Source organism: Kiritimatiellia bacterium, from assembly GCA_026417735.1.
Classification (GTDB): Bacteria; Verrucomicrobiota; Kiritimatiellia; order PWTM01; family PWTM01; genus CAACVY01.
This window is the reverse complement of sequence record JAOACR010000023.1, coordinates 83,416-101,544: the sequence shown is the minus strand read 5'-3', so window position 1 is coordinate 101,544 and position 18,129 is coordinate 83,416. Positions and strand designations below refer to the sequence as shown.

The window sequence follows — 18,129 nt, the reverse complement described above, 5'->3', positions numbered from 1 at the left end:
CCGGCCAGCGGCGGGAGGTGAGCCGGTGGCCGGGACGTCGAAACGGTATCGGCCCGCGACAGGCGGGCCGCGGCGAGGCTCAGAAGCGGGCGTCGAGCGTGAGCACGAAGTTCCGGCCCGGCTCATTGACGCCGGAACCGTGAATTCGATAGTCCTCGTCGGTAATGTTCTCAACGCCCACCGCGGCTCGAACGTCGCGCCAGAGGGTGGCACCCGCACGCACACTGCCGACAAGCCAGGCGGGGGTGCCGCCCGGCGGAATGCGTTGCGTGTCGCGACGGTCAGACGCGGCAAGCTGATCAGCTTTCGCGGATCCGCGGACCGCCGCCTCGACCCACCAGCGGCCGGGGCCATACCGTAACGCCAGTTCTCCGGTCGGCGGCAACAACCGGCTGACCGGTTCACGAACCTGCCGGGGTTCGGAGGTCGGGTACGACTCCACTTCGCCGTCCATCCACGCGCCCAGCGCGCGTACTGACCAGTCCTCCACAAACTCCCATTCGCCGATCGCTTCGACCCCATGGATCCAGCCATCGCCGGCGTTTTTCTTGGTGACCTCCAGAAGTCCGTCTCCGACCACCCGGCCGGTCGGCGCGCGGACAATCATCGCGTCCATCCATGTGCGATATGCGACCACCTGCCCGCGCAGCCGGTCGTCGTGCCAGCGGGCCCCGATTTCGGCCGACACATAGCGCTCGGGGTCGAGGTTCTCCACCGGTACCTCCTGTTCGCCGCTGCGTGCGATGTCAAAGCGGCTCATGTCCGACAGGTTTGGCGCGCGGAACCCCTGCGCGACGCCCGCAAAAAGCCATCCCCGGCGGTCGTCGTCGAACGAAAGCGAACCGTGGACCGATCCGATCAGCGAGTTCCAGTCGTGCTCCATTTCGAAGCGCTCGCCGGTGAGCGGGTGGGCGACCCGCTCGGCCTCCAGCCGCACGTGGGAGTAGCGCGCACCGGGCACGACCATCCAGCCGGCCTTCTCGCCGCCCAGCACTGGCTGCACGTAGACGCCGAAGAGATCGTAGGTCGCGTCATCCGCGATCGGTCCCTGAATCGATCGTGACTTCACCGAGCCGTCCGCGGCCAGCTTGTGGCTGTAGGTGTCCACCAAGTCGCGCGAGACGTCCACGCCATAGACCCACCGGAAGGCGTCCGTTTCCGTTTCGAGCTGCAGCCCGCCACCCCAGCCGACGACGTCGAAGCCTTGACGCGTGCGTGCGCCGTCCTCCTTCATGCGGTATTCGTCCTCGCCGTGCCACTGACGATAGACAGTGGCGGTCAAGCGGGTCAGCGCGGGTGCCACATCGCGCAAGGAGAGCCGTGCCCAGGTCAGGTCCCGCGCCTGATCGTAAAAAAGATACTGGTCGGTGCCACGCTGAAGGCCCTTCCACGTGATGCCGTAGATGGTTCGGTGGGTCCGCCAGACGTCGTCCTGACGGACGCTCTGATGTCCCACGGTGAGATCCGCCTGATCGCTGAGCCGCAGTACAAGTTTTCCATCCGCCGCCCACTCGTCATAGCCGGTGTGGGGTTGGCGACCCACCGAGCGCCCGCCCTCGATGTCGCCGATATCTTTCAATGAGAGCCCGACGTGAAACCCGACGGTCTCGTCCGGTCGGGCGGCGGCTTCGGCGCGCGCCATTTGCGAGCGCTCGGCCGACGCGGCGCGGTAGAGGAGCCGGCCATTCATGGTGCCGGCGGCGTCAGGCGGATCGGGGGTGAACGCCTGCACGGTGCCACCGATCGCGTCGCTGCCGTACAGCACAGAGCCCGGCCCCAGCACCGCTTCGATCGAGCGCAGCGAGAGCATGTCCACCGTCGCCCAGTACTGGTTCGGCCCCTCGCGCATCGCGGCGTGGTTCAACCGGATTCCGTCCACCAGCAACAGCGTGCGGAAACCGGTGAAGCCGCGCAGAAACGGTGATCCCTGACCGTTCGCGGTGCGCTGCGGCAGAACCGATGGGACCGCCGCCATTGCTTCGGGCAGGGACCGCGCGCCGCGCTCGAAGGTCAGCGCGTTTGCGTCCAACCGCACCACGCTGGCAGGTGTGGCCACCAGTTCTGCCGGCGTCCTCGTCGCGGTCACCTCGATGCCGGGGACCGCCCGTTCCGTTGCGGTCTGCGCCCAGCCGCCGATCACACTGGCCAGCACCACGGCTGACCACCCATGGTTCGTCCTCGTCTGCCGCGTCGCCATGTTTGACCTCCAAGGGATGCGCGGGACCGCGCAACCTGCCACTTCTTCCATACCTGGAGCCGGATTGGACAGCGGCGGTGCACCGTGCTTCATGGGATGTCCCGCTTGGTGTCGGCTGGCGGCCGGTGGTAGAGTGGGCGCCACGGGGAACCAAGGCGATGAACGCAAACCGTGGCTGGCGTCACGCATGGGCATTGAGCCTCGCGCTCGTAGGCTCGGTGGTCGCGCAGGAGTCACCGCCGACGAACGGCCTGGTGCTGTACATGCCGCTGGACAGCGCGGATGGGGGCGGTTGGACCTACGACACCACCACGAACAAGTTTCGCGCGCGCGCGGTCGAGGTGCGCTGGACCTCGATCGGCCGTGTGAACGGCGCCTGTGAGTTTCTGGACACCGGCTCGTTCCTTGCGGTCAGCAATCCGATCGTTTCCGGTCCCCAATGGAGCTTGACGATGTGGTTCCGCATCGTGCGGGTCGGCGACGCTCCGCGCACGCTGCTGGAACGCGACGCGACGACCGGACTGGTCGTCCAGGTGATTGCCGATCCAGCGGACTCCAACCGACATGGGCGGCTGCGCTGGCGCGTCGGCGGCGCGGAGGCGATCGGAGACGTTTCGGTGGACGACAAGCGCTGGCATCACTTCGCGCTGGTCGCCGATGGTCAGAGGGTTCGGGCGTGGATTGACGCGGTGGCGCAGACGAACTCGGTCGAGTGGGGTGCTCCGCTCCCAGCGACACCGCCTCCTTGGATTTTCGGGATGAACCGTTCTGCTCCCGGCGCGGCGGAGACCAACCGTTCCTGGAACGGCGTGATGGATGAGTTGAGGATCTATGATCGGGCGCTCTCCGCGGCCGAGATCGAGGCCAGCCGCGCCGCGGTGAAAAGCCGGTTCACACGTGCTCAGGTTCAGCAGAGAATCCGGGAAATTCAGGAACTTTACGATCGGGGCCTTTTGATGCGGGACTTTTACGAGCGGAAGATGGCCGAGTGCGAGGCGGACCTCTGAGGGGGACTCACTCTCCCATTGCCGCTTCCGCCGTTTCGTGTGGCGCCCCGCTGCGGGCGGGAGAGGGGGGCCTGCCGAGCTGATCAGATGCGGGAGGGTGTTTCGATGCCGAGCAGATTTAAGCCGGTCCGAAGCGCGCCGGCGACCGCGACGCCGATCTTCACGCGGCTCTCCCGCACGCCCTCTGGAGCGCGTAGGAACGGCAACGTCTGGTAGAAGCGGCTGTAGGTCTGTGCCAGCTCGTAGAGGTGGTCAGCCAGAAGGTTGGGGCGGCATGCCGACGCGGCGTCGATCACCACCTCGCCGAACCTCACAATCAGCGTGGCGAGACGCCGCTCGATTGGATCCGTGAACATCACCGGTGCGCGGTCGAGTGCCGCGCGATCATGCCGTTCGGCGTACTTGTCCAATACGCTGGAAATGCGGGCACAGGCATACTGCAGGTACGGGGCGGAGTTGCCGTCCATTGCGAGCGCCTTGTCCCAGGTGAAGGTGACGAGGCTCTGGGGGTTCTGGCTCAGGTCCGCATATTTCACCGCCCCGATGCCGACGGCGCGCGCGACCTCGCGCTGCCGATCCGGAGGCATGTCGGGGCTGTTCTCCCGAACGAGCGACAGCGCACGCTCCTCGGCCTCGTCGAGCAAGCGCTCCAGTTTGATCACGTTGCCCTGCCGCGTGGAGAACGTTCCCTCCGGCAGGCGCATCAGGCCGAACCACACGTGCTCGAGACGCGTGGTGACGCCGAGCTTTCGGGCGATCGCAAAGATCTGCCGGAAGTGGAGCTGCTGGCGCTCGTCGGTAACGTAGATCACCGCATCGGGGTGAAATTCCTCCTCACGCGCCAGCACGGTCGCCAGGTCGGTGGTCGCGTAGTTGTAGGCGCCGTCGCGCTTGCGGACGATGCACACCGGCAGTCCCTCGTCCGAGAGATCCACGATCAGCGCTCCGTCGCTTTCGCGCACCAGCCCGCGCGCTTCGAGGCGGCGGATCACGTCGGGGAGCCGGTCGTTGTACCAGCTTTCACCTCGGACCAGATCGAAACGGATGTCGAGCCGTCGGTAGATGCGATCGAACTCGCGCAGGCTGTGGTCGACGAAGGATCGCCACAGTTCCCGACAGGCGGGATCGCCCTGCTGCAGCTTCACCAGCTCGGCGCGGGCCGCATCCAGCCAGACGGGATCCTCGCGGGACCGCTCGTAACTGCGCACGTACACCCGCTCGAGCTCGTCGATCGGAGTGCTCTCGTAGGCGGTGGGGTCCGCGTACTCCCGGAAACCGAGCAACAGCAGTCCAAACTGGGTGCCCCAGTCGCCGAGGTGGTTGTCCGCGATGACGTGGTAGCCGAGGAACCGGTGCATGCGGTCAAGTGCATTCCCGATCACGGTCGAGCGGATGTGCCCGATGTGCATCGGCTTGGCGACGTTCGGGCTGGAATAGTCCATCACGATCGTCCGGCCGCGGCCTGGTTCCGGCGTTCCGAGGCGAGGGTCACTCGCGATTTCTGCGACACGGGCGGAGAGCGCGCCGTCGTCGAGCGTAATGTTGAGAAACCCGGGTCCGGCCACCTCGAGCGAGCGCACCAGCGGATGCGAGCCGGCCGCGTCGCGAATCGCCAGAGCGAGGTCGCGTGGGGGGCGCCGCAGTTCGCGTGCCAGCGACATCGCCGCGTTGCACTGGTAGTCGCCGAACTCTGGCCGTGCCGTCGCGACGACCGCCAGCGGTGGGCCGTCGGGCGCATCCGGCACCGCCTGTCGGAACGCTGCCGTGAGCCATTCGCTCAGCGCGTCACGAAACAACATCCCTTCGCTCATGTCGGGCGGGGTTCCTCCGGGAAACCGCGGGATGATAGGCAGCCGCGCGTCCGTGCGCAACAGCCGGACGTGCGCTACGCTCACCGCGTCGCCGTCACGCGGTTCCGACCGCCGCGCAACGGCGTCTGCTGCCCGCCCCAAACCAGCACGCCGGGGGTCGCGGGCGGCAGTTCGATCTCCGCCTCACAGGTGTCCCGCTCGAAGCGCAGCGCAACCGATACCCAGCCCGTCGGGTGCGGCAACTTCGCGCGGATCGAGCGCCACGGACCAGGCTGCGGCGCAACCCGGACCGATCGGAACCACGGCTCAGCGGGCCGGATGCCGGCGACGCTGGCGAAGAGGTGGAACAACGGATGACTGCCCCAGGCATGGCAATCGGAACGTGTGTCGCCCGGCATTTCCACCGGCGTGCGCAGTCCCTGCCGCAGCAGCTCCTTCCAGAAGTCGAGGCGAGGCACGATCAGATCGCCTCGTCCCATCTTCCACCAGGTCTCGAGCAGGTAGAAGCTGAAATAGATCGTCGTGCGACTGAGATTCGGATCGCGCAGCAGACCGTCGAACGCGCGCCGGGCCTCAGCAGGCGGCAGCACGTCCGCAAGGAGCGCAAGACACTGCGCGTGCTCGCTGAACTCTGTGTGCGCGAGGTTATCGGCGAGCAGTCCACGCGATTCGTTCCAGAACGCGCGGCGGATGGCGGCCGCGGTCGCGTCGGCCCGGGCCGTCCAGCGGGCGGCAAGTGCCGGCTCGCCGAGCGCGGTCTCCACCTCGGCCGCGGCGCGCAGCGCTAACACATAGAGCAGGTTGTTCAGCGAGGAGACGCCGAACCTCCCGTCCGGCGCGATGCCGACCTTCCATGTGGGCACCCAGTCCATGAAGGACCAACCGGGCAGATTGGCGAGCAGGCCGTCCGCATTGCGGTAGTGTTCGAACAGCTCGAGCATCGCCCGCATGCCCGTTGCGCGCGCGCGGACCCAGTCGGGGTCGTTGCGCCACCACGCGTGATCGCGGAGCATCAGCGTCCAGATCATCGAAAAGGTCGTGGACATCTGCGGTTCGTGGGCCGGGAAGCGCTCGTTCACGAAGCCGCCGTTCGCGCGGGAACGGTCGAACAGCTCAATGCCGCGGCGCACAAGGCGGTCGTCGCGCGTCATCGCGTAGGTCGTCAACATTTCGAGCCGTGAGTCGCCCACATACATCAGTTGCTCGTAGTAGGGGCAGTCCATGAACGTCTCGTGCGAGCACATCTGCATGCCGCGCACCGAGAGCCGAACGATGCCGGCGATCTCGGGATCGTCGCACTCGAACGAGCCGTCCATCTCCAGCGGATATCGGGTCTCGTCCAACGCCAGGGTTCGGAGGGTCAATGGTTCGTCGGCCGTCCGGACGGTCAGCCGACACCACCGTCCCGCTCGCCACCAGTGGGTGGAAAACCAGCGCGAAGTGCCGCCGTCCGGCCGGAAGGTGTCCGTCATTCCCCGAAACACTTTGCCGGAGAACTCGTCGCGGTGCCCCTTCGCGCGGCCGCCCGGCAGATAGAGCGACTCCGCCCAACTCCAGCGGATTTCCGCGTCTTTTCCGCCGGCCACCTCGAGCACCGGGTGGGCGCAGTAGTAGTCGTCGAGGTCCCACAGCACCTGCAGGTCGGTCCGCGGAGGCACCGTCAGTTCGCTTCGCCCCTCGATGAGTTTCTGCCATGCCCCCAGCTCGGCGTCGCGGCCGTCCTCGGCGGACCACACTCGCTGCACATCGCCGGTCCGGGCGATCGCGACGATCCGTCCCGTTTGCACGCGGCGGTCGAGCATGTCCGGCAGTGTGGACGGCCGAAGCCGCCAGCCGGCCGTCCAGATCCCATAGGGGGCGTTGCGCACCGGTTCGCGCACCACCACCGCCGGCACTGCGGCGCCCTGCTTCCACTGTGGCCCGCATCCCTCCGCCGTCAGCTCGCCCCCAACTCCGAAAATCTCCCGCATTGCCGGTGGCTCTACGCGGAGCCCTTCGAGCTGCTCGACCTGCCAGGCCGCCTTGCCGGTGGTCAGCTCGGCGTCATACGGGTCATCCGCCTTCAGAATGAACCCGCCGCGCCAGGTCAGTTGAGCGATCGGCGAGAGCGGGCCAAGGCTCCAGCAGAGCGCGTCCAGCCGATGCGGGCCCGGCCCGATGTGGATTTCGTAGGTTTTGAATGTCCACGCGTCTACGGTGGAACGATCCGGGCCGCGCGCGATGCGGATGCCGTCGAGGAAAAGTTCGAAACGTTCGTCCGCACTGACGTGGATCCGCAGTGGCGCCTCTCGACCGATGAATTCGCGGCGGAAGCGGAGAAACACCGGACCGCGCCAGCCCGAGTCGAAGTAAGCCAGCCGGCCTCCCCAAACCCGCGTCAGCGAATCGGGTACGTTGCTACGTCCCGGTTCCGGCACACCGGCATATGCGGGGTGCCAGATCCAGGCTGCGGAATCGATGGGCTCGACGGGGATCACGCCGGCGTTCCCGTCGTGGGCGCGTACGGGCAGAAAGATGCGCCGCACCGCCGCCGTGACGTTGGGCGGATCACTGGCGGACGTCCGCCACGGGGGTATGCCGGTGGCAAGAACGAGCGTGACGAGCAGGCCGACCGCGCGCGTGAGGACCTTCATCGCGAACCTCCATGCTGCGGAGAAGAATGTAGCCGTGCGACGTCGGAGGGGCAACGAGCGAGCCCAGCACCTTCCTCCGCATGACGGCGTCGTTCGCGGGTGCGAGGGACCGCCCGGAATCGGAGCTGGTCGCGAGGGACGGGATCGCGGGGGGCGTGCTATTCGGACTTGAACTCCGCGACGAGCGCGGAGACCGAGGCTTTCGCGTCTCCGAACAGCATGCGGGTGTTGGGCTTGAAAAACAGCGGGTTCTCCACGCCCGCAAACCCTGGCCGCATCGAGCGTTTCAACACGATGCAGGTCCGCGCCTGGTCCACGTTGATGATCGGCATCCCCCACAACGGGCTCTTTGGGTCCTCGCGCGCGGCGGGATTCACCACGTCGTTGGCACCGATCACGATTGCGACGTCCACGTTGTCGATCGTCGGGTTCACGTCGCCGGGCTCGACGAGCTGTTCGTACGGCACGTTCGCCTCCGCCAGCAGCACGTTCATGTGGCCGGGCATTCGGCCCGCGACCGGATGAATGCAGTACTTCACCTCCGCGCCGTTTTTCTCGAGGAGCTGCCCGAGCTCGCGCACAACATGCTGCGCCTGCGCAACCGCCATTCCGTATCCCGGTACAAAAACCACCGAGCGAGCCGCCTCGAGGATGTAGTACGCGTCCTCTACGCTGATGGGCTTCACTTCACCCTGCGCGGCCGAGGCATCGGCGGCCGTCTCCACCGCGCCGAATCCGCTGAACAGCACGTTGCCCAGCGAGCGATTCATCGCCTTGCACATGATGTTGGTGAGGATCAGGCCGCTGGCGCCCACCAGCGAACCGGCGACGATCAACCCGTTGTTCAGGATGATGAACCCGGCGGCCGCCGCCGCGACACCCGAGTAGCTGTTCAAGAGCGAGATTACCACCGGCATGTCCGCTCCGCCGATCGGAATCACCGAAGTGACGCCCAGCAACAGACCGACGACCATCACCGCCGCAAAGGCGCCGTACGCCCACGGTGCCTCGGGCCGTGCCACGACCAGCCCCGCGGCCGCGAGCACGACCAGTACGATCGCGCCATTCGCGAGCCGCTGGCCGCGGAAGAGAATCGGGCGGCCGGTGATCCACTCCGCCAGCTTCAGAAACGCGACGACACTGCCGGAAAACGTCACCGCGCCGACGAGGGCGGTGAACGCGATCGCCGCCGCGGTGAACACCGGGCTGTCTGGCGCCCCAGGGCCGAGCAACTGGTGGTAGGCCGTCCATCCCTCCTGCCGCCACTTGTGATACTCGGCCCACGCCACCAGCATGCTCGCGAGGCCGCCGAACCCGTTGAACAGTCCCACCATTTCGGGCATCGCGGTCATCTTCACCGCGTAGGCGGCCACCGCGCCGATCGCCGAGCCGACGACCGCTCCCAACAGGATCCACTCGAAACGCATGCCGGCCAGCAAGCAGGTCGCGACGATCGCCGTCAGCATGCCGACGCCGGAGATCAGGTTGCCGCGGCGCGCGGTCGCCGCGCGGTTCAGCATTTTCAGGCCGATGATGAACAGCCCGGAGGCGACGATGTACAACGCGGTGATCAGCGGGTGGTCCGGGGCGAACATGGTTACTTTCCGCCTCCCTCCTTGTGCTTGAACATCGCGAGCATCCGGTCCGTCACCAGATAACCGCCGACGACGTTGATCATCGCGGCTGCCACCGCGATCGTGCCCAGCACCGTCACCAGCGGCCCCCCCTGCGGCTGCCCCGCCGCGACCAGCGCGCCCACGATCGTGATTCCGGAAATCGCGTTCGAACCGCTCATCAACGGCGTGTGCAGCTGCGACGGCACCTTTGAGATCAGCTCAAGGCCGAGGAACACGGCCAGCACAAACACGAAAAACAGCAGGCCCAACATCGCACACCTCCGCTACAGCCCGAGCGACTCGCGAACCGCCGCATGCACCACGCGGCCGCCCCGCGTCACCGTCATGCCCTTCAGGATCTCGTCCTCGTCCGACCATCGGAATGTCTTCGCGTTTCGGTCCCAGAAATGCTCGAGGAAGTTTGCGAGGTTTGCCGCGTACATTTGACTGGCGGCGACCGGCACACGTCCCGGCAGATTCGACAGTCCGAGAATGCGAACGCCGTTGCGGTCGATTTCGCGGTCCGGTTCGACCCCTTCGACGTTGCCGCCGGTCTCCACCGCCAGATCCACCACCACGCTGCCTGGCCGCATGCCGTTGAGCATCTCCGCGGTGATGATCCGTGGCGCGCGGCGTCCAAACACCTGCGCGGTGGTGATCACCACGTCCGCCTCCGCGCAGTGCCGTGCGAGCGCCGCCCGCTGGCGCGCCAGCTGTTCTTCGGTGAGCTGCTTCGCGTAGCCGTCTTTTGTCTGCCCGGTCTCGCCGACATCAATGTCCACAAACTTCGCGCCGAGTGACTGCACCTGCTCTTTCACGACCGGTCGGGTGTCGTAGGCTTCGACGCGTGCCCCGAGCCGCCGCGCGGTCGCGATCGCCTGCAGTCCCGCGACGCCCGCGCCGATCACCAGCACGCGCGCCGGCGCGATCGTACCGGCCGGCGTCATCATCATCGGTAGAATCTTCGGCAGGCGCTCCGCGGCGAGAATCACCGCAACGTAGCCGGCGAGATTCGCCTGGGAGCTGAGCGCATCCATTTTCTGCGCGATCGTTGTGCGGGGAATCAGCTCCACCGAAAGCGCGGTCGCACCGGATCTCGCGAAGGCCTCGATCAGAGGCCGGTTCGTGAACGGTTCGAGAAAGCCGATGTGGAACGAGTCGGGTCTTGCGGCAGCGGCTTCTTCCGGTGGCGGCGGGCGGAGCCGGAAGACCCAGTCGGCGGTGGCCAGCCCCTCCTCCCGGGAGAGGATCTGCACGCCCCGCGCGGTGTAGTCGGCGTCGGCCGCACCGATCGTTGCACCCAGGCCCGCTTCCACGGCGACCTCCACACCGAGCCGAACCAGCCGTTCCGCCGAGGCCGGCGTGACGGGCACCCGCGTCTCGCCGGGACGCGTTTCCCGTGGACAGAACACCTTCATGCTGTCGCCCCCAGACCCGACGACCGCCGCACGACCTCCGCGCGGCGCAAAAAGGAACGCATCACTCTACGAACCGATCCCGCAAAGTCAACTGGGCCGCGCCCGCAACGGCACGGGCTGGCCACGCCGTCGCGAGCTCAGACGGCGGAGCCGCGCCAGTGCAGCTTCTGGCGCAGAAGGTCGAAGTAATCGTCGCCCGGCAGGTGCAGAAAGCGGAGTGTGTGGGGGGCCTTGCGGATCTCGACCCGGTCACCCTCCGCGATTCGGTGGTGATCCTGGCCGTCAACCGCAACGATCAGCTCCTTGCTGGATCGCCGTGAGACGACCTCAATGTGCTGCGTGTCCGGAACGACCATGGGCCGGTGGCTCAGGGTGTGCGGGCAGATGGGATTGACGACGAACACCGCCGCCTCGGGATGGAGAATCGGACCGCCGGCGGAAAGCGAGTGCCCGGTGCTGCCGGTGGGAGTGGACACGATCAGGCCGTCGCAGGTGAAGACGCCCACCGTGCGGCCGTTCATCCGGAGCTCCAGTGTGACAATGCGCGAGGTGTCACCCCAGCCGAGCACCACGTCGTTCAGTGCGCAGTAGGTGCCCGCTTCAACGCCCTCCCGAACCACTGTCGCGGACAGCTGACTGCGGCGGGAGACCACGCACGATCCTTCCGCGAGCCGACGCAGCGCCTCGTCGAGACGATCCAGCGGGACGCTGGCGAGAAACCCCAGGCTGCCCAGGTTCACCCCCAGCAGCGGCACGTCTCGGCCGCACAGCTGCCGCGCGGCGCGCAACATTGTGCCGTCCCCGCCCATCGCGATCATCGCGTCGAGGCCGTCGGCGAAGCGATCCGCACAGACGCGCCGGATCTCCGCACAGAGCTCTGCGGTTTCGTCGCACGCGATCAGCGTCCAGCCGGCTGCGCGGGCAAATCGTGTGACCGTCGCGATCGCACTGTCCACCGCCGGTTTGCCGGTGTTCGCGGTGATGCCGATGCGGTTCACGGTCGTTTCCAGGCGGCCAGAAACTCCACATTGCCGGCCGGCCCCCGCAACGGGGAGCGCACGACGCCGATCCATTCGAGGCCGAGCGAGTGTACACCGAACTCGCGCAGCTCGTCCACGACGCGCATGCGGATCTGTTCGTCGCGGACGACGCCGCCCCGGCCCACGTCACGGCGGCCGGCCTCGAACTGGGGCTTGATCAGCGTGACGATGTACGAGCCCGGCTCCAGCAGCGGTGGCAGAGACGGCAGCACCAGTCGCAGGGAAATGAACGAGACGTCCACCGCCGCGAAACCGGCACGCTCCGGCACATCCGCCGGCGTCAAATGGCGAGCGTTCACGCCCTCCATCGGCACCACGCGCGGGTCCCGCCGCAGCGACCAGTGCAACTGACCGCGGCCGACGTCCACCGCGTAAACGCGCCGCGCGCCGCGCCGCAGCAGGCAATCGGTAAAACCGCCGGTCGAGGCGCCGATGTCGAGCGCTACGCGGTCGCGGACGTCGAGCCCGAACGCGTCGAATGCGGCGTCCAGCTTCTCTCCGCCGCGGCTGACGAAACGTGGCGGTTCCACCAGTTCGATAGGGGTCTGCGGAAAAACCGCGCGCGCAGCCCGCCGCTCGATCTGGCCGTCTACGCGCACGCGCCCCGCCAGAATCAACCTCTGCGCGAGCGCGCGACTTTCGGCGAGGCCCCGGCGCACCAGTTCGAGGTCGAGGCGGGGCCGGCGAGCGGCGTCGCCCTCATTCGAGGTCGTCATCGGTGAGCTGGTCCGGCATCCGGGCGGTGGTCACCGCCACCCGCAGCGTGTGGCGGCCGCGCCGCACTTCCAGCTCCAGCGGTGTGCCGACCGGCTGGCTCAACAGCGCGCGCAGCAGGTCGTGGGAGGAGGCAACGGGCTGACCCGCGATGCGCAGGATCACGTCGCCCGGGCGCAGCCCGGCGCGCGCGGCGGGCGTGTTGCGAAAGACCGCTGCCACCCGAAGCCCCCGCGGCTGGCCGGGCTCCGGCGGCGTCTCGATCTCGTCCCATGCGATGCCGAGCCAGGGCCGCTCGAAGCGCCCGGTCCGGCGCAGCGACTCCGCGACCCGTCGCGCAAGGTTCACCGGCACCGCGAACCCGATTCCAATGTTGCCTTGCGAGGCGCCGCTGGTCTGGATCACCGCGTTCACGCCCACCATGCGGCCGTCGAGATCGACCAGGGGGCCCCCGCTGTTGCCGGGATTGATCGGCGCGTCGGTCTGAATGAAGTCCTCGAACGGCAACACTCCCACCGTTCGCCCTTTCTGACTGACGACGCCCATCGTCACGCTGCCGGCGAGGCTGAAGGGCGAACCGATCGCGATCACGATCTCCCCCACGCGCAGCGCGTCGGAATCGCCAAACTCGATCGGCGTCAGCCCGCGGCCCGGCGGCGGCTCCACCTTCAGCAGCGCGAGATCGGTGGTGGCGTCCATGCCGACAATCTTCGCGTTGAGCTCCGTCTGGTCATTGAGCACCACGGTGATGTCCTCTGCCCCCGCGACGACATGTCGGCTGGTCAGCACATGTCCTTCGCGGTCAATGATCATCCCGGACCCCTGCCCCGAGAGGATCTGCGGAATCATCAGCCGCCGGCCAAAGAACAGATCGTAGGCGCGCAGATAGCGGGTCGCCTCGGTGCGGACCACCACGACCGACGGCATCACCTTCGCGACGGTGTCGGCGATCTCGCGGCTGAGCTGTTTCGCCAGGCCGGGCCCTGCCGCCCACGTGCGCGCTGCCAGCGCGCCCACCATCACCACAAGCTGGAGCCACCGCCTCATTGTCTTCTCTCCCCCATTGTGTTCTTCGACCGCGGAGCGGGGGCGTGCGTTCAACCGGCCGCGGGCGGCTCGCCGGCGCCCTCCTCCGGCGCGAACGGCTCCGCAACATCCTGGCCGTTGCGCTGCAGCAGAATCTCGAGCCGGCGCTCGATTTCGTCGAGCCGGCGGTTGCAGTACCGGACCAGCTCCGCGCCCTCCTCGAAGTCGCGCATCATGTCGTCGAGGCGGGTCTGGCCGGACTCCATGCGCGTGACGATCGCTTCCAGCCGCGCCAGCGCGTCCTCGAAGGGAAGATCCTCGATCGGTTGGTTTGACGGCATCGTTGGCTCCCGGGCGCCGAGCGCCCTCCTCAGCGGTTCATCCTCACCTTCTGCACGTCGGAGTCAATCTCAGCGACGGCGGTCTGCGTGCGCAGCCGGTCACCGGGAGCAGGCAAGTCGTCGGCGGTGACGAGGCGGCCGTCCGCATGGCGGGTGATGGAGTAGCCGCGGCGCAGCACCGCCGCAGGGTCGAGCGAGCGACGGCGGGCGTCGAGATGGCGGCAGTGCTCGCGCCGCTGTTCGATCACGCGGCGCAGCGCCCGCTCGAGGCGGGTGACCGGTATCGCCGCGAGGGCAGCGCGCAGGCGTGCGGCGCGCCCGCCCAGCGACTGCCGAAGCCGGGCGTGTGTCTCGTCGAGCTGCTGGCGGAGTCGCGCGATGCGGCGCCGGGCTGCGATCGCATAGGTGCTCTGGAGTTCGCGCAGCTGGGTGCGGCCGCTGACGAGGGAGTGGGCGGCGGCGCGACGCAGGCGGTGACTGAGCTGGGCGATGCGGTCAGCGAGATCTTTGCGGGGCTCCACCGCGCGCTCCGCGGCGGCCGAGGGGGTGGGGGCGCGCAGGTCCGCGGCGAAGTCGGCCAGCGTGAAGTCGGTCTCATGGCCGATACCGGTGATGACCGGCACGGGGCAACGCGCGATCGCGCGCACAACCGGTTCCTCGTTGAATGCCCACAGGTCCTCCATGCTGCCGCCCCCTCGTGCGACGATCACGACCTCCACTCCCGGCCACTGGCCGATCCGGTCAATTGCCGAGGCGATCTCGGCCGCTGCGCCCTCGCCCTGCACACGGCAGGGACTGACCACGATCCGCATGTTTGGAAAGCGCCGACCGATCACATTCAGAATGTCGCGCAGCGCCGCTCCCGCGGGGGAGGTGACGACACCGATCGCGCGGGGCAGCCGCGGCAGCGGCCGCTTGCGCTCGGCGGCGAACAGCCCCTCCGCCGCGAGGCGCTCTTTCAGCCGTTCGAACGCCTCCCACAGGGCACCGCGGCCGGCAGGCGTCACTTCGTGAACGCGGATCTGATAGCGGCTGGACGGTTCGTAGGTGCCCACATCGCCGCGCACCCTCACCTGCTGGCCATCGGCGAGGCGGGCGGCGATTGGAGTCTGTCGGCGAGCGAACCAGACCGCGTCAATCTTCGCGAGGCCGGAAGGATCGTTCAGCGAAAAATACAGGTGACCGGAGGGCTGCCGCCGCAAATTGGAGATCTCGCCTTCGACGAGCACCGGCTCAGGGAAGCGCTCTCCGATCGCGCGCGTGATCAACGCGGCAAGCTCAGCGACGCGGTACACGCGGGGAAGGGCGGCCTCGGCGTCGGGCGGTCGCTCGAACTGCGGGGCGGCGGCCTCGTCATTCGGGTTCGGCGGGCACATCCAACCACTCCTGAACGCGACGGATCTGCTCGGCCCGGCCGGTGGGGGCGATCTCCACCACAACGCCGTCCAGCCGGGTTCGGCCGCGGGCGATCTTGAAGCGGCGAGGCATGCCGGTGAGGAACTTCTCGAGAACCGAGGCGATGTCCCGCCCGATGATCGAGTCGGCGGGGCCGGTCATGCCGAGATCGGATATGAACGCGGTGCCGCCGGGCAGCAAGCGTTCGTCGGCGGTCTGCACGTGAGTGTGGGTGCCGGCGACGAGCGCGACGCGGCCGTCGAGATGCCAGCCGAGCGCGGCCTTCTCCGAGGTGGCTTCCGCGTGGATATCGACCAGCACCGGCCCGGCGTTGGGCGGCAGGCTGCGGAGCAGCTGATCGGCGACGCGGAAGGGACAGTCCGCAATCGGCGTCATGAACACTCGGCCGAGCAGGCTGATGATGGTCAGCGGGCCGGCCGGGGTCGAGAGTGTCGTGAGTCCGCGGCCGGGGCAGGCGGGGGGGAGATTTGCGGGGCGGACGACGCGCGGCTCGCGATCGAGCCATGGCTCGAGAGCTTTCTGGTCCCAGACGTGGTCACCGAGGGTGATCGCGTCGAGACCGGCACGAAGGAGCTCTTCCGCGAGAGGGGGCGTCAGACCCTGCCCACCCGCGGCGTTTTCGGCATTCGCGATGACTGCATCGGGTCGCCACGCCTCGCGCAGACGCGGCAGCAGTTCTCGGACCGCGCGCCGGCCTGGCGCGCCGACGATGTCACCAATCATCAGGATGCGCATCGGCACGGTTCCGGCGGCAGGTCAGTGGACATATTCGACACAGCGGGTTTCGCGGATCACGGTGATTTTCAACTGGCCGACCACAGGCACCTCCGAGCGAATGCGGCGGGCGACGTCGCGAGCCAGAATCAGCGCGCCGTCGTCGCTGATCTGGTCGGGGTGGACGAACACCCGGATCTCGCGGCCGGCATAGACCGCGTAACACTGGCGCACACCGGCCAGACTGCCGGCGATTTCCTCGAGTCGGGCCATGCGTCGCAGAAACGCGTCGGTGGCCTCGGCCCGGGCGCCGGGGCGGGCGGCGGTGATCGCGTCGGCGGCGGCCGCGAGCGCCGCGTAGGTGCGGGTGGTCGGCGCGTCGTGGTGATGGGCGGCGACCGCCTCCCAAACTTCGGTTGGTTCGCCGTGGGCGCGCAGCAGCTCCGCGCCGATGGTGGCGTGGGGTCCCTCCACCTTGTGGCTCAGCGCCTTGCCGATGTCGTGGAACAAACCGACGCGCCGCGCGAGCGCCGCATCGAGGCCGAGCTCAGCCGCGAGCATTCCCATCAGGTGCGCCATTTCGACCGAGTGACGGAGCACGTTCTGGGAGTAGCTGGTCCGAAAGTGCAGCGTGCCGAGCAATGGGATGAGATCGGGGTGCACGCCGGTGATCTGCAGCTCCTCCAAGGCGGCCTCGCCGGCGCGACGGATCATCTCGGCGACCTCCGCACGGACCTTCGCGGCGACCTCCTCGATGCGGGCGGGATGGATGCGACCGTCCGCGACGAGTTCTTCGACGATGCGCCGGGCGGTCTCGCGGCGCACCGGATCGAACGTGGAGATCACGATCGTGCGCGGCGCCTCGTCGATGATGAACGTGCAGCCGGTCTCCATTTCGAGCGAGCGGATGTTGCGGCCCTCGCGGCCGATGATGCGGCCCTTCATCTCCTCGTCGGGAAGGGTGATGGTTGTGGTGGTGATCTGACTGACCTGGTCGGCCGCGTAGCGCTCGATCGCCTGGGTGAGCAGGTCACGGGCGCGCGCTTCGATGGTGCGACCGGTGAGTTCGAGATGCCGGCGGATCGTCTCGGCGCGCTCGGCCTCGAGCTCGCGCTCGAGCGAGAGCAGCAGGTTTTGACGTGCTTCCTCGCGCGACATTCGCGCGATGTCTGCGAGTCGGCGGTCGCCCTCTGCGCGCAGCTCTGCGAGCCGCAACCGCTCAGCCTCCAGCTGGCGGGCGCGTTCTTCGAGCGCAGCCTCGCGCCGGTCGAGCAGCTCCGCGCGCTGTTCGAGCATGCGGGCGCGGCGGTCCAGGTCGGTCTGTTGCGCGGCGAGTCGCTCTTCCGCGATGGTCAGATGCCGGCGGCGATCCGCGTGCTCGCGCTCAAAGGCCTCCAGCGCACGGACCACCTCCTCCCGCGCGCGCAGCTGGGCGTCGCGCAGCAGCAGGTCGGCCTCCCGGCGGGCCTTTTCGACCTCTTGCCGGGCATCGCGCACCTCCCGTGCGAGCTGTGCGCGCAGCAGCAGCGCGTGCAGCACATAGCCGGCGAGCATGCCAAGCAGCACGACGAACAGCGGCACAAGCCAGGAGGTGAACTGTGCCCAGCTCATCGGCAGCCAGTGCTCCGACGGCGCGAGCGGCGCTCCTGCGCGCCCGGGCATCGCAGCAGGCGCCGCTCGGTGACGAGCCATTCGACTGCGCGGTCGTGGGTGTGCACAGGAACGCGGGAAACGATCGCCGCATCGTACGCCACACCGATTGCCGGGCAGCGGCAGCGCGCCAGCAGACGGTCGTAGTGGCCGCCGCCGCGGCCGAGCCGGCGCCCGTCGGTATCAAACGCCAGACCCGGCACCAACACCACATCAAGCCGGTCGGCTGAGATCCAGCGGGGCGGATCGGGCTGTGGCACGCCGTCCGGACCGCGCGTCCAGCGGCCGTCCCGTTCCGGACAGCGCGCAAAGCGGTATCGGCGCCGGACCGGATCCCACGCGGGCACCGCCCATGTGCGGTCGGGCGAGCGGCGGCGCAGCGCGTCGAGCACCGGGGGTTCGTCATGAAGCGCCAGGAACGCCCCGATCGTGCGCGCTTCACGGAGCACGGGCAGGCGCTGCAGGCGTCGTGCGATCGCACCGGCCGCCCGCTGGCGCACATCCGGCGGCAGCGGCGCCCGCGTTCGCGCGAGCTCTCGCAGCACG

General features: G+C 68.3%; 15 protein-coding genes. 1 reads left to right on the top strand and 14 read right to left on the bottom strand.

Annotation, left to right across the window (positions count from 1 at the left end; genetic code table 11):
* Positions 1–79: 79 nt before the first annotated feature.
* Positions 80–2,197, bottom strand: coding sequence for a TonB-dependent receptor (locus tag N2652_12015; protein ID MCX7819911.1), 2,118 nt, complete (start codon positions 2,195–2,197; stop codon positions 80–82).
* 158 nt (positions 2,198–2,355) lie between these two features.
* Between N2652_12015 and N2652_12010 the strand changes: the two genes are divergently transcribed.
* The gene (locus N2652_12010; protein MCX7819910.1) at positions 2,356–3,204 is read left to right on the top strand and encodes a LamG domain-containing protein; all 849 of its coding nucleotides are present in this window, start codon (positions 2,356–2,358) and stop codon (positions 3,202–3,204) included.
* Between the two features lie 83 nt (positions 3,205–3,287).
* Here N2652_12010 and argS read toward each other — a convergent pair whose 3' ends face one another.
* The 13 genes from argS to N2652_11945 all read right to left on the bottom strand — a co-directional run bounded on the left by argS (position 3,288) and on the right by N2652_11945 (position 18,128).
* The gene (gene argS / locus N2652_12005; GenBank protein MCX7819909.1) at positions 3,288–5,003 is read right to left on the bottom strand and encodes an arginine--tRNA ligase; all 1,716 of its coding nucleotides are present in this window, start codon (positions 5,001–5,003) and stop codon (positions 3,288–3,290) included.
* A 92-nt stretch (positions 5,004–5,095) separates the two neighbouring features.
* A complete protein-coding gene (locus N2652_12000) occupies positions 5,096–7,648 on the bottom strand; it encodes an alpha-L-rhamnosidase (protein MCX7819908.1) in 2,553 nt (850 codons plus the stop codon).
* Between the two features lie 158 nt (positions 7,649–7,806).
* The gene (locus N2652_11995; GenBank protein ID MCX7819907.1) at positions 7,807–9,243 is read right to left on the bottom strand and encodes an NAD(P)(+) transhydrogenase (Re/Si-specific) subunit beta; all 1,437 of its coding nucleotides are present in this window, start codon (positions 9,241–9,243) and stop codon (positions 7,807–7,809) included.
* A 2-nt stretch (positions 9,244–9,245) separates the two neighbouring features.
* Complete coding sequence (locus N2652_11990) at positions 9,246–9,536, bottom strand: NAD(P) transhydrogenase subunit alpha (GenBank protein MCX7819906.1); 291 nt, start codon at positions 9,534–9,536, stop codon at positions 9,246–9,248.
* 12 nt (positions 9,537–9,548) lie between these two features.
* The gene (locus tag N2652_11985; GenBank protein MCX7819905.1) at positions 9,549–10,682 is read right to left on the bottom strand and encodes a Re/Si-specific NAD(P)(+) transhydrogenase subunit alpha; all 1,134 of its coding nucleotides are present in this window, start codon (positions 10,680–10,682) and stop codon (positions 9,549–9,551) included.
* A 137-nt stretch (positions 10,683–10,819) separates the two neighbouring features.
* On the bottom strand, positions 10,820–11,680 hold the full coding sequence (locus tag N2652_11980; protein ID MCX7819904.1) for an NAD(+)/NADH kinase: 861 nt from the start codon (positions 11,678–11,680) through the stop codon (positions 10,820–10,822).
* Positions 11,677–12,438, bottom strand: a complete 762-nt coding sequence (locus tag N2652_11975) for a TlyA family RNA methyltransferase (GenBank protein ID MCX7819903.1) — start codon at positions 12,436–12,438, stop codon at positions 11,677–11,679. The genes N2652_11980 and N2652_11975 overlap by 4 nt, the downstream gene beginning before the upstream one ends.
* Entirely contained in the window at positions 12,422–13,483 is a 1,062-nt protein-coding gene (locus N2652_11970) for a trypsin-like peptidase domain-containing protein (GenBank protein ID MCX7819902.1), read from the bottom strand. Before N2652_11970 ends, N2652_11975 begins: the two co-directional genes overlap by 17 nt.
* Before the next feature lie 50 nt (positions 13,484–13,533).
* The gene (gene xseB, locus N2652_11965; GenBank protein MCX7819901.1) at positions 13,534–13,803 is read right to left on the bottom strand and encodes an exodeoxyribonuclease VII small subunit; all 270 of its coding nucleotides are present in this window, start codon (positions 13,801–13,803) and stop codon (positions 13,534–13,536) included.
* Between the two features lie 29 nt (positions 13,804–13,832).
* Positions 13,833–15,179 carry an exodeoxyribonuclease VII large subunit gene (gene xseA, locus N2652_11960; GenBank protein ID MCX7819900.1) on the bottom strand — a complete coding sequence of 449 codons (1,347 nt, stop codon included), beginning with the start codon at positions 15,177–15,179 and terminating at the stop codon, positions 13,833–13,835.
* Positions 15,157–15,954, bottom strand: coding sequence for a TIGR00282 family metallophosphoesterase (locus tag N2652_11955; protein ID MCX7819899.1), 798 nt, complete (start codon positions 15,952–15,954; stop codon positions 15,157–15,159). The genes xseA and N2652_11955 overlap by 23 nt, the downstream gene beginning before the upstream one ends.
* Positions 15,955–15,975: 21 nt before the next feature.
* Positions 15,976–17,595, bottom strand: coding sequence for a ribonuclease Y (gene rny / locus N2652_11950; protein ID MCX7819898.1), 1,620 nt, complete (start codon positions 17,593–17,595; stop codon positions 15,976–15,978).
* On the bottom strand, positions 17,541–18,128 hold the full coding sequence (locus N2652_11945) for a 5-formyltetrahydrofolate cyclo-ligase (GenBank protein MCX7819897.1): 588 nt from the start codon (positions 18,126–18,128) through the stop codon (positions 17,541–17,543). The genes rny and N2652_11945 overlap by 55 nt, the downstream gene beginning before the upstream one ends.
* Between the last annotated feature and the right edge of the window lies 1 nt (position 18,129).